The sequence below is a fragment of the Arthrobacter sp. Soil736 genome (genome assembly GCF_001428005.1).
GTDB lineage: Bacteria > Actinomycetota > Actinomycetes > Actinomycetales > Micrococcaceae > Arthrobacter.
Map to the genome: position 1 here is coordinate 341,243 of NZ_LMSB01000001.1, position 11,773 is coordinate 353,015.

The following is an 11,773-nucleotide window of genomic DNA, read 5'->3' on the forward strand; positions in this document are numbered from 1 at the left end:
TGCCTGCGCTTATGCCGTCGGATTAGGAACTTTCTCCGGTTGGCGCGGGACAGCCGATGCTCCGGGCGGGGCCTTGAGTTCCAGCCGCTGCCCCCACATGGTGCCAGCCAGCACGAGCAGCACACCCAGGATGCCGACAGGGCCCAGGACGTCGCCGGCGAGGGTTACGCCGATGACTGCCGCCCAGACCGGCTCCGTTCCGAGCAGGAGGCTCACCCTGGTCGGAGAAGTCCTGCGTACCGCCCACATCTGGATGAAGAACGGGAACACCGTGCACACGATCACGAGATAGGCCATTTGCAGTACCGCGGGCCAGCTCATGCTTCCGGCATAGGCCGCGACGGGTGCGCCCCAGAGACCCGACAGGATGAGGAAAATCAGCCCGCAGGTCGCCATCTGCACGAAGGTCAGATTCAGCGAATCGATGCGGCGTCCTGCCGAGAGCCGGTGCATCCCCGTCACATGGACCGCCCGAGCGGCTGCGGCCAGCAGGATCAGCAAGTCCCCGAAGCCGAAGGACGCAGAGGCGCCGCCCGTGGCGAGGAAGTACACGCCGGCAACCGCGATAACCGCGGCCAGGTAAAACAGCCCGCTCAGCTTCCGCTTGCCCACCACGGTCTCCAGCACGGGAGTCATCACGATGGTCAGGCTGATGATCAGCCCGGCGTTGGTGGTACTGGTAGCTGCAATGCCGAAGGTTTCGAAGGTAAAGACTGTCGACAAGAGCAGGCCAAGAATGCCGCCGATCACGGCCTCCGTCCTTTTCAGCCGCCTTCGCATTGCGACGAGGATCAGGCCAAGGGCAACGGCAGTCAGCAGCATTCGGACGGCAAGAACCGCCAGCACGGTGTCAGGGCTGACCAGTTCCTTGGCGACCCAGTACGTTGAACCCCATGCCACGGCAACAGCGAGCAGCAACACGTCGACGATCGATGTCCGTGTCGTGGCCCGTGCGGCCATGCGGTCAGGCACTCCGAAGCGCCCCTAGCCCTGCAATCAGTGCCTCAAGCCCGAGGCTGAACGCCACGTCCGCCGGCCGTTCATGCCCCTGCGCAGCGAGGCTGCGCACAGCGCCGGTGAAGCTGGGCGTGACGTCGGCCATGGAACCGGAGTCGAAGATGTCCGCCGGCGCCGTGACGTCGTAGGCCGATCCGAAGATGAACGACTCCAGCGCCACGATGGACGAGACAATCCGCTCTTCCGGGAAGCCGGCGTCGCGGAATCCCGCGCTTACGGTCTCATACATGGCGAGCGTCTGCGGGGCGTCCGTCACCGGCAGCACCGCAATGACCGGGATCAGCGGGGTGTGGCGGGAGAACACGTCCCGGTAGCTCCACGCCCACTTCCGGACCGCTTCCTCCCAAGGCTCGGCGCCGAACGCTGACACGTCAACCAGGGCGGCAAGGTGGTCCTCCACCAGCAGCAGCACGTCGCGTTTGGATTCCATGTGGTTGTAGAGGGCCGACGGCGCCACGTTCAGTGAGCGGGCCAGTGCGGCCATGGTGAGGCCGTCGTAGCCCTTCTTTTCAATGAGCGTCAACGCGGCGGCCGTGATGCCGGCCTTGTCCAGAACCCCGCCCACCGGGCGGCCGGCACGGCGCCGACCGGCCTCGGATCTCGGTTCCCCCAGGGCTGTGCTTCCGGGGGCGGCTGGTGATGCCGGCATGGCTGGCCTTTCTGCGGGCGGTGTCCTCAGCATTATTCCATCAGCCTCTTCCCCGGGCAGGCCAAAGGCGCTATAGTCTTCATAAATGAATGGCATTCATTTAGTGGTCCGCATCACTCGGGCGGCCACAGAGAGAGGACATCATGCTGAATTTTGACCGCGACGTCGTCGTCGTAGGCGCCGGCCCCTCCGGGCTCACCGCGGCCCGTGCACTGAAGAAGGCCGGCCTCACCGTCGCCGTACTGGAAGCCCGCGACCGCGTGGGCGGCCGCACCTGGACCGACACCGTGGACGGGGCCGTGCTGGAAATCGGCGGCCAGTGGGTATCACCGGACCAGACGGCCCTCCTGGCACTCCTGGACGAGCTCGGCCTCGAGACCTATTCCCGCTACCGCGAAGGCGAGTCGGTCTACATCGGCGCGGACGGCACCCCCGTCCACTACACCGGGGAGTCTTTCCCGGTCAGTGCCACCACGGCCGCCGAAATGGACAAGCTCACGGGACTGCTCGACGCCCTGGCTGCTGAAATCGGTCCCACCGAGCCCTGGGCCCACCCTAAGTCGCGTGAGCTGGACACCATTTCGTTCCACCACTGGCTCCGCCAGAACTCCGCCGATGAGGAAGCCTGCAACAACATCGGCCTCTTCATCGCCGGTGGAATGCTGACCAAGCCGGCCCACGCCTTCTCCGCGCTGCAAGCCGTGCTGATGGCCGCCTCCGCCGGCTCCTTTAGCCACCTGACGGACGAGGACTTCATCCTGGACAAGCGGGTGATCGGCGGAATGCAGCAGGTATCCCTGCTGCAGGCAGCGGAACTGGGCGCCGACGTCGTGCTTGACAGCCCGGTGCGCACCATCAGCTGGGAACCGATCGCCGACGGCGGAAACAGCGCCGGTTACCGCGTCACCGCCGTTTCCGAGCGCGCCACCGTCAACGCCCGCTTCGTGATCATGGCCGTGCCGCCCAACCTGTACTCGCGCGTCTCCTTTGACCCGCCGCTGCCGCGCCGCCAGCACCAGATGCACCAGCACCAGTCGCTGGGCCTGGTGATCAAGGTGCACGCCGTCTACAGCACGCCGTTCTGGCGCGAGGACGGGCTGTCCGGCACCGGCTTCGGCGCCGGGTCCCTGGTCCAGGAGGTCTATGACAACACCAACCACGGGGATTCGCGCGGAACCCTCGTCGGCTTCATCTCGGACGAAAAGGCCGACGCCGTGTTCGAACTCAGCGCGGAGGACCGCAAGCGCGCCGTCCTGGAATCCATCGCCGGCTTCCTGGGAGAGAAGGCGCTGCAGCCGGAGGTCTACTACGAATCCGACTGGGGCTCGGAGCAGTGGACCCGCGGCGCGTACGCCTCCAGCTACGACCTCGGCGGCCTGCACCGCTACGGCAAGGACCAGCACGCGCCGGTGGGGCCCATCTACTGGTGCTCCTCGGACCTCGCCGCCGAGGGCTACCAGCACGTGGACGGCGCCGTCCGCATGGGCCAGTTCACGGCGGACCGCATCGCGGCGGCAGCCGGGAAGGCCCCGGCAGCCCAGAACACCGCAGCCCACAGCACCGCAGCGTTCGGCGAGGCAGAGCTGGCCGACGCCGCCGCCGTCGTCGGCTGACACCCCGGCCCCCACCCATTCAACGACGAATGAATTTTCCGGAAAGGCAATCCCATGAGCACCGAAGCCGCTGCCACCCAGGGCACGGACGCATCGCACAAGACGCTGAGTGAAAAGGGCCTGAAAGCCGGGTCCGTGGGGCTGATCGGCGCGGTGGTGATCGGGGTGTCGTGCATCGCTCCGGCCTACACGCTCACCGCGGCGCTCGGTCCCACGGTGTCCGAGGTGGGCGTGCACCTGCCGGCTATTTTCCTCGTGGGGTTCATCCCCATGCTGCTCGTTGCGCTCGGGTATCGCGAACTGAACAACGCAATGCCCGACGCCGGGACTTCCTTCACGTGGGCAACGCGGGCCTTTGGCCCGTGGATCGGCTGGATGGGCGGCTGGGGGCTGATCGCCGCCACCATCATCGTGCTGTCCAACCTGGCGGCTGTCGCCGTCGACTTCTTCTATCTCATGCTCTCGCAGCTGTTCGGCAACCCCGAACTCGCGGAGCTGACCGCCAACCTGCCGCTGAACATCGCCACCACCCTGGTGTTCATCGCCCTGGCGTGCTGGATTTCCTACCGGGGCATGGAAACCACCAAGGGCGTCCAGTACGTGCTGGTGGGCTTCCAGCTGCTGGTGCTCGGGTGGTTTGCGGTGTCCGCGTTCGTTCACGTGGCCAACGGCTCCGCCTTTGACGCCACGGCCATTTCGCCCGACTGGTTCAACCCCTTCGCCGTGGACTCCTTCTCCTCGTTTGCGGCCGGCGTTTCGCTCTCGATCTTCATCTACTGGGGCTGGGACGTGACGCTCACCATGAACGAGGAAACCAGGAATCCCGAAAAGACGCCCGGGCGGGCGGCGACCGTGACCGTCGTCGTCATCATGGCCATCTACATGACGGCCGCCCTGGCCACCCTGTCCTTCGCCGGGGTGGGCGAGACCGGGCTGGGCACCGGGAACCCGGACAACCAGTCCAGCATTTTCGCCGTGCTGTCCGGGCCGGTGATGGGCCCGTTCGCCATCCTGATGTCCCTGGCCATCCTCAGCAGCTCGGCGGCGTCGCTGCAGTCCACGTTTGTCTCCCCGGCCCGGACCCTGCTGTCCATGGGCCACTACAAGGCGCTGCCGCGGACCTTCGGCAGGGTCAGCCCGGCGTTCAAGTCCCCGAGTTATGCCACGATCGCCGCCGCCGTCGCGGCGGCAGCGTTCTATGTCATCACCAGGACCACCTCCGAGAACGCCCTGTGGGACACCATCACGGCGCTGGGCATGATGATCTGCTTCTACTACGGCATCACGGCCGTGGCCTGCGTCTGGTTCTTCCGGGCCGTGGCGTTCAGCAGCGCCCGCGCGTTCTTCTTCAAGTTCCTGGCACCCCTGCTGGGCGGCGTGATCCTGCTGGTCATGTTCTTCAAGACGGCCTACGACTCGATGGACCCCGAATACGGATCAGGATCATCCGTGGGCGGGGTGGGCATGGTGTTCATCCTGGGCATGGGCGTGATCCTGCTGGGCGTGGTGATCATGCTGGTGATGGCCAGGACCCGGCCGGAGTTCTTCAGGGGCCAGGTGCTGGCGCGGGGCTTGTAGCGACTGGTCCGCGCGGGTGCGCGGTGGCGCAGCGCGGATCCGCGGGTCAACGTTGCCTTCGGCAAGAGGACGGAATGGGTGTCCGTGGCCGGAACCGCGGAAGTGGTCCGGGACCGGGCGAAGATCCGCGAACTGTGGACCCAAACCGTGGACGCATGGTTCCCGGACGGGCCCGACACCCCCGAGGCGGTCCTGCTGCACGTCGATTCCGACTCCGCTGAACACTGGACGAGGCGGCACTGCAGCGACCGTGCTGCAGTGGGTCAAGTCCAAGGTCACCCACAGCCGCATGAGCGTCGGCGAAAGCCGGACCGTGGAGCTTTAACCGGCTGGAAATCAGAGCGAGCCGCCGGCGGCATCCGGCGTGCCGGAGTCATGTGTCCCGCCGCCGTGACCGCCGCCATGACCGCCGCCGTGGTGTCGGCGGTGACCGACATGGTGGCCACCGGGAGATCCGTGGTCACCGACGCGTTCACGGGCGAGGAAATTTTCGATGTCGAAGAGGTTGTCCGCGCGGCGGGCGATGTTCAGGAGCGTGGACATGGAAGCGACCTCTTCGACCTGCTCCTTGAGGAACCAGAGCATGAACTGTTCGCCCAGGGGATCGTTTTCCTCCCGCGCGGCGGCGAAGAGCTCCTTGATGCGGTCGGTGACCTCAATCTCCTGGGCGAGGGCCAGGACGAGGGGTTCCTCCGCGGTCGTGAAATCGTTCCGGACGGGCTCGATCCCCGGGATGGTGATTTTGATCCCGCGGTCCAGGATGTACCGGACCATCATCATGGCGTGGTTGCGTTCCTCCAAGGACTGGCGGTAGAAGTGCTTGGCCAACTGGCGCAGGTCCTGCCCGTCAAACCATGCGGCAATGGCGATGTACTGGTGGGACGCGGCGAACTCGTTGCCTACTTGGCGGGCTAGCAGTTCGTTGAATGTTGTGGGGCTCATGAGGCTCCTCCTCAAGTTGGTTCAAGGCAGAGCGCTGGATCACAGGGCCTTGACGGCCCGGCCTGACGGAGGGCCTGAACTGAGATTCCTCCGCCGGCGACTGCGGGTCAAGACCCTCCTGCTACCGTTCCGGCAGCGGGTTTATGCGGGGAGGTTTGGGCCGCCCACCGTCGCCAGATGGGGGCAGCGGTTCTGCCGGTAGTGGGCAGCACGACCCCGGCGGTGCTGGTGCCGGCGACTGGACCGGGGGATCCACGGGCGAGACCTCAGTGGTCGAAGGCGCGGTCTGGCCGCGGCTCAACGCCGTCAAGGGTGGCCAGGCAAAGGCCGTCAACGACGACGTTTGGTTCCTCGGTCTTGGCCCGACAGGCGCACAAGCTCATCCTGAAGGACCTGCGGGCCGTGCTAGTCGACAGCTAAGACCAAAACAAGAACGACGGCGCCAGTCACCCCAAAAGGTGGCGGGCGCGCCGTCGGCATTTATTGCTGCTGGTCGGCGGATCTGGCGGGGCCGCCATCCGGAAGCCCCGGATGGCGGCCTTCGCCTTTGGTGCTTCCTAAAGCCCTGGTCCCGAAGAGGGGCCGCTTCAGGCCGCCGGTGCCGGCTCCGTCACCTTCAAGGGTTCGATCTTGCCCATGACGAACAGGTAGTTGGCGGCACCGATGAGCGAGACGGCGCCGATCACGGCGAGCGGCGCCACGAACGATCCGGTCTGGTCAACAAGTACGCCGATCAGGATCGGGGTGAAGATGCCCGCCAGGTTGGAGGCGAAGTTCTGCAGGCCGCCGATGGAGCCCACATGCCGTGAGCTGGGTGCGACGTCGGCCGGCAGCGACCAGATGCCGGTGGCGGCAACGGTGAGGCTGGAGTACGCGACGGACAGCAGCGCGAGGGCCATCCACGCTTCGGGAACCAGTGCCGCGAACATGATGACGGAGCCGCCTGCGAGGCCGCCGGCAATGGCGGTCTTGCGGACCTTGGTGACGGATGCCCCGGCCCGTACTGCGCGGTCGGCCAGATAGCCGCCGAGCCAGCCGCACAGCACGGCGCAGATGCCGGGGATGGCGCCAAAGAAGCCGAGCTTCAGGAGGTCGAAGCCGCGTTCCTTCACGAGGTAGCTCGGGAAGAAGGTGATGAAGAAGTAGATGGCGCTGTTCAGGCAGAAGAAGCCGAACATCATGCTGAGGACGGTGCGGTACTTGAAGAGTGACCGCCACGGCAGCTTGGCGGCTCCGGCATCATCGCTGGCTTCGCCGCGGGCGCCGCCTTCTTCGATGTAGGCCAGCTCGGCCGCATTGGCTCCGGGGTGTTCCTGCGGGCTGCGGTACACCTTCCACCAGACGGCGGCCCAGATGAGTCCGGCGACGCCGATGATGATGAAGACCGCGTGCCAGGAGGTGAGCGCCACGATCAGGGTGACGATGGGCAGCGCGATGACGGCGCCCACCCGCGATCCGGAGTCCCAGATGCTCGTGGCGAAGGCCCGCTCCCGGACCGGGAACCAGGTGGCCACCACCTTGGCGGCAGTGCTGGGGGCCGGGCTTTCGCCGACGCCGAGGAGGAACCTGGCGGCGAAGAGCGACCAGAAGCTCGTCGCGGCGGCGGTCACCATGGTGAAGACGGACCACCACACCGCCGCCAGCGAGAATGACCGGCGCGGTCCCACCTTGTCCACGTACCAGCCGGCGGCGAGCTGGCAGAAGTCGTAGGCCCAGAAGAAGGCGGCGAAGATGAGTCCCTGCTGCGTGGCGGTGAGCTCGAAGTCCTTGCCCATGAACGGCAGGGCGACGCTCAGGCTTGAGCGGTCAAGGTAGTTGATGCTGAGCCCGATGAAGGCGAGCCAGATGATGACCCAGCGTTTCCGGGTCATCAGGCGCGGTGGTGTGGGGGATGACTTGGTGGCGGTCTTGCTTCCGAGCGCAGTCATGCGGTCTCCTTCGACGTGAACATGGCTTCGGGTGCCTGGGCACCGGCGGGAGGGAAGACGCCGAAGATGTCGGCGCCAAAATCATATAGGAATCTGGTTAATCATATAGATAATGTGATCCGGATCAAGTCCTGCCCGAAAAAAGTTCCGCACCCCGTTCGCGGAGCGCCGTGGCTTATGATTCCCCAAGCGAGTCCCGTCAGACCAGAACCAAGAGGTAAGCACGTGCCACCACGTCAATCAACCGATGCTTCACGAGGCAAAGCCGCTGTCAGCGACGTCTATTCGTCCATGCGCGCCGCCATCCTGGAGGGCGAAATTGCGCCGGGCACGCGCATCAACATCGATGCAGTTGCGCGCAGCCTCGGCGTCTCCCAGACGCCGGTGCGCGAAGTGCTGCAGCGCCTCGAGGGCGACAACCTGGTGGTCTACAGCCCCGGGCGCGGCTACAGCACCACCCCGCTGCTGGGGCTGGCCGAGCTGCGGTCGCTGTTTGAATTCCGGCTCCTCGTGGAGCCCTGGGCGGCGCGCTCGGCCGCGGTGGACCGGCTGGCGAATCCTGCGGCGGCCCTGGGGAAGGAGCTCGCCGGGTTCCGGGAAACCATGGCCGCGACGGGAGACCTGCGGCAGGACCTGGTGGCCCATGACACCCGCTTTCACGACACCATCCTCGCGGCCTCGGGCAATCCGGTGGTCCGCCACGCCTTCGCCCAGACGCACTGCCACCTCCACACCTTCCGCCTGTACCCCGCCGACGTCGACGGCGCCATCACCGTGGCCGAGCATTCGGCCGTCCGGGATGCGATCGAGGCGTGCCTGCCGGAGCAGGCCGAGGCCGCGATGGCGGAACACATCCGCAACTCCTTTGACCGCTTCGCCCAGGCCTTCGAGGGCCATGCAGAACTGTCGCCCCTGGAGGACGGCGGACCGCCCCGGAAGCGGATCATCAGGTAGGCGGTACCCTCGCCGCACCTCAGCCCCGGCCTTTGTGGCCGGGGCATTTTTCTGTCCCGTGGCGCCTATAAAGACGGGATCCGGGCCCAGGGCTTGATCTGGGTCACAGTTCCTATATGATTACCGAAATTCATATAGGAAATCATGCAAACCCCTCCAGCACGGCCACGAGAGAAGAGATCCATGCCTTCCATCACCTCCATCACCACCCAGGACGTCCGCTTCCCGACGTCCCTGGAACTCGACGGCTCCGACGCGGTCAACGTCGATCCCGACTACTCCGCCGCCTATGTAGTGATCCGCACCGACGCGGGCGACGAAGGCCACGGCTTTGTGTTCAGCTGCGGCCGCGGCAACGAGATCCTGACAGCCGCCATCGACGCCTACGCCCGCCTGCTCATGGGCCGGGACATCGATGAGCTGATCTACGACCTGGGCGGCGCGTCCAAGCGCCTCATCCACGATTCGCAGCTGCGCTGGCTGGGACCGGAAAAGGGCGTGACGCAGATGGCCTGCGGCGCCCTCGTCAGCGCCCTGTGGGACATCCGCGCCCGCCGCGAGAACAAGCCCCTGTGGCTCCTGCTGAGCGAAATGTCCCCCGAGGAGATCGTGGACGTGGTGGACTTCACCCACATCCGCGACGCCCTCAACCCCCAGCAGGCGCTGGACATCCTGCGCGCCGGCCAGGACGGCAAGGCAGCCCGCATCGCCGCGCTGCAGGCCGACGGCTACCCCGCCTACACCACCTCGCCGGGCTGGCTGGGCTACAGCGACGAAAAACTGGTCCGGCTGAGCAGGGAAGCGGCCGCAGACGGCTTTTCCATGATCAAGCTCAAAGTGGGCGGCGACATCAACGACGACCGCCGCCGCATGGCGATGGCCCGCCAGGCCGTGGGAGACCTCCCGATCGCGATCGACGCCAACCAGCGCTGGGAAGTGTCCGAGGCCATCGAGTGGGTCAACCAGCTGGCCGAGTTCAACCCGTACTGGATCGAAGAACCCACCAGCACCGACGACATCCTGGGCCACGCCGAGATCCGGAAGGGCATTTCGCCCGTGCGCGTTGCCACCGGTGAGGCCGTGGCCAGCCGGATCGTGTTCAAACAGCTCCTGCAGGCCGGCGCCATCGACGTCCTCCAGCTCGACTCCACCCGCGTGGGCGGCGTCAACGAGAACATCGCCAACCTCCTGCTGGCGGCGAAGTTCGGCGTGCCCGTGTGCCCGCATGCCGGCGGCGTGGGACTCTGCGAACTGGTCCAGCACTTCTCCTTCTTCGATTTCGCCGCCGTCAGCGGCAGCCAGGAAGGCCGCATGATCGAATACGTCGACCACCTGCACGAACACTTCGCGGAGCCCGTCCGGATCGTCAACGCACGCTACGCCGCGCCGAAGCTCCCGGGCACCGGCGCCGAAATGTTCAGCGCCGCACGCACCCGCTGGGAGTTCCCCGCCGGCGCAGGCTGGCAGGAAGTGGGCAACCGGGCAGCCGTCACGGGCGCCTCGCTGGCTCCCGCGGGGGCCGGCCGATGAGCGCGGAGACCGCGGTCCGGAAGTCCGCAGCCGGAGCGGCCGCCGGAACCGACCAGCTCAATGCGGCCGTCGAGGCGGCCCAGGCCGCCTTCGAACAGGGTCGGACGGCGGATCCCGCCACCCGGGCGGCGTGGCTGGAAGCCATCGCGGCCGGTCTGGAACAGGACTCGGCGGCGCTCGTGGAGATCGCCGGCCGGGAGACGCACCTCGGCGCACCGCGGCTGGAAGGCGAGCTCAAACGCACCGTGTTCCAGCTCCGGCTCTTCGCGGCGGAAATCCTGCAGGGTGAACACTTCGACGCCACGATCGACCACGCGGACCCCTCCTGGGGCATGGGACCGCGGCCGGACCTGCGCCGCTACAACGTCCCGCTCGGCGTGGTGGGGGTCTTCGGAGCCTCAAACTTCCCCTTCGCATTCAGCGTGATGGGCGGCGACAGCGCCTCGGCCCTCGCCGCCGGCTGCGCCGTCGTGCACAAGGCCCATGACGGGCACCGCGAGCTCGCGGTCCGCACGGCCCAAACGGTGACGGCAGCGCTCGACGCCGCCGGGGCGCCGTCGGGCCTCTTTGCCCTGGTCACCGGACGGCAGGCCGCCGAAGCGCTGGTGGACCACCCGCTGGTGAAGGCCATCGGTTTCACGGGCTCGACGGCGGGCGGCCGGGCGCTGCTCAACCGCGCCGCGGCGCGGCCGGAACCCATTCCGTTCTTCGGGGAGCTGGGAGGCATCAACGCCGTCTTCGTCACCCGGAACGCCTGGACGGCCCGCCGCGAGGAAATCCTCGCCGGATACGCGGGCTCCTTCACCCTGGGCATGGGCCAGTTCTGCACCAAGCCGGGGCTGCTGTTCGTCCCCGCGGGCACGTCGGCGGAGACGTCAGAAGGCACCTCAGCGGGGGAGAACGCTGACGTCCGTGGCATCCTGGGGGCCGCCCTCGCGCACTTCACGCCGGCACAATTGCTCAGCGAACGCCTCCATCAGGGCTATACGGACGCAGTCCGCCGCCTGCAGGACACAACAGGTGTGGAGCTGCTGGTCGAGGGCGACTTCGCTGCGGCGCCGGCGCCCACCGTCCTGCACACGACGGCCGATGCGGTGCGAAAGGATCCGGAAATCTTGCGGCAGGAGATGTTCGGCCCGGCCAGTCTGGTGGTCGAGTACGGCGACGAGTCCGAACTGGCCGGGCTGGCCGGACTCCTGGAGGGCCAGCTGACCACCACGCTGCAGGCCGAAGAGGACGACGACGTCGCCGGGCTCGCCGCCCGCCTGACCGCCATCAGCGGCCGGGTCCTGTGGAACGGCTGGCCTACCGGCGTCACGGTCAGCTATGCCCAGCACCACGGCGGCCCCTACCCGGCGACGACGTCCGCCACGACGTCCGTGGGGACTGCCGCCATCCGCCGCTTCCTGCGCCCGGTGGCGTACCAGTCGTTCCCAGCCGCCCGCCTGCCGGAACCTCTCCGGGACGGCAATCCGTGGAACGTCCCGCAAAGGGTCGACGGCGTCTGGCACCGGCCGGCTTCGGCTCGCCAGGATGCCAACAACCAGGAGGGTCAGCTGTGA

Annotated in this window: 9 protein-coding genes and 1 pseudogene; 6 read left to right on the top strand and 4 right to left on the bottom strand. The window is 67.1% G+C overall.

The window, feature by feature from the left end:
• Positions 1 to 9: 9 nt before the first annotated feature.
• Both ASG92_RS01610 and ASG92_RS01615 read right to left on the bottom strand, forming a co-directional pair.
• Complete coding sequence (locus ASG92_RS01610) at positions 10 to 972, bottom strand: DMT family transporter (protein WP_200951853.1); 963 nt, start codon at positions 970 to 972, stop codon at positions 10 to 12.
• A complete protein-coding gene (locus tag ASG92_RS01615; protein WP_056623428.1) occupies positions 965 to 1,699 on the bottom strand; it encodes a TetR/AcrR family transcriptional regulator C-terminal domain-containing protein in 735 nt (244 codons plus the stop codon). The genes ASG92_RS01610 and ASG92_RS01615 overlap by 8 nt, the downstream gene beginning before the upstream one ends.
• A 110-nt stretch (positions 1,700 to 1,809) precedes the next feature.
• Between ASG92_RS01615 and ASG92_RS01620 the strand changes: the two genes are divergently transcribed.
• The 3 genes and pseudogenes from ASG92_RS01620 to ASG92_RS30385 form a co-directional block, all read left to right on the top strand.
• On the top strand, positions 1,810 to 3,279 hold the full coding sequence (locus ASG92_RS01620; RefSeq protein WP_056623431.1) for an NAD(P)/FAD-dependent oxidoreductase: 1,470 nt from the start codon (positions 1,810 to 1,812) through the stop codon (positions 3,277 to 3,279).
• Positions 3,280 to 3,333: 54 nt separating this feature from the next.
• Complete coding sequence (locus tag ASG92_RS01625; protein ID WP_056623434.1) at positions 3,334 to 4,857, top strand: APC family permease; 1,524 nt, start codon at positions 3,334 to 3,336, stop codon at positions 4,855 to 4,857.
• A 33-nt stretch (positions 4,858 to 4,890) separates the two neighbouring features.
• Positions 4,891 to 5,182, top strand: a pseudogene (locus ASG92_RS30385) (pyridoxamine 5'-phosphate oxidase family protein); the annotation flags it as partial.
• An 11-nt stretch (positions 5,183 to 5,193) separates the two neighbouring features.
• Here the strand turns inward: ASG92_RS30385 and ASG92_RS01630 are convergent.
• The gene (locus tag ASG92_RS01630; RefSeq protein ID WP_056623437.1) at positions 5,194 to 5,799 is read right to left on the bottom strand and encodes a ferritin; all 606 of its coding nucleotides are present in this window, start codon (positions 5,797 to 5,799) and stop codon (positions 5,194 to 5,196) included.
• A 587-nt stretch (positions 5,800 to 6,386) separates the two neighbouring features.
• A complete protein-coding gene (locus ASG92_RS01640; RefSeq protein ID WP_056623444.1) occupies positions 6,387 to 7,727 on the bottom strand; it encodes an MFS transporter in 1,341 nt (446 codons plus the stop codon).
• Between the two features lie 225 nt (positions 7,728 to 7,952).
• Between ASG92_RS01640 and ASG92_RS01645 the strand changes: the two genes are divergently transcribed.
• From ASG92_RS01645 to ASG92_RS01655, 3 genes are all read left to right on the top strand, one after another.
• Positions 7,953 to 8,681 (top strand): GntR family transcriptional regulator, encoded by a 729-nt coding sequence (locus tag ASG92_RS01645; protein WP_082579236.1) that lies wholly within the window; start codon positions 7,953 to 7,955, stop codon positions 8,679 to 8,681.
• Positions 8,682 to 8,864: 183 nt separating this feature from the next.
• Positions 8,865 to 10,211, top strand: a complete 1,347-nt coding sequence (locus ASG92_RS01650; RefSeq protein WP_056623452.1) for an L-fuconate dehydratase — start codon at positions 8,865 to 8,867, stop codon at positions 10,209 to 10,211.
• The gene (locus ASG92_RS01655) at positions 10,208 to 11,773 is read left to right on the top strand and encodes an aldehyde dehydrogenase (NADP(+)) (protein WP_056623456.1); all 1,566 of its coding nucleotides are present in this window, start codon (positions 10,208 to 10,210) and stop codon (positions 11,771 to 11,773) included. Before ASG92_RS01650 ends, ASG92_RS01655 begins: the two co-directional genes overlap by 4 nt.

Bases quoted from the DNA above. Each gene is read 5' to 3' on its own strand.
- ASG92_RS01615 (WP_056623428.1), bottom strand. From the start codon at position 1,699: ATGCTGAGGACACCGCCCGCAGAAAGGCCAGCCATGCCGGCATCACCA.
- ASG92_RS01620 (WP_056623431.1), top strand. From the start codon at position 1,810: ATGCTGAATTTTGACCGCGACGTCGTCGTCGTAGGCGCCGGCCCCTCC.
- ASG92_RS01625 (WP_056623434.1), top strand. From the start codon at position 3,334: ATGAGCACCGAAGCCGCTGCCACCCAGGGCACGGACGCATCGCACAAG.
- ASG92_RS01630 (WP_056623437.1), bottom strand. From the start codon at position 5,799: ATGAGCCCCACAACATTCAACGAACTGCTAGCCCGCCAAGTAGGCAAC.
- ASG92_RS01640 (WP_056623444.1), bottom strand. From the start codon at position 7,727: ATGACTGCGCTCGGAAGCAAGACCGCCACCAAGTCATCCCCCACACCA.
- ASG92_RS01650 (WP_056623452.1), top strand. From the start codon at position 8,865: ATGCCTTCCATCACCTCCATCACCACCCAGGACGTCCGCTTCCCGACG.
- ASG92_RS01655 (WP_056623456.1), top strand. From the start codon at position 10,208: ATGAGCGCGGAGACCGCGGTCCGGAAGTCCGCAGCCGGAGCGGCCGCC.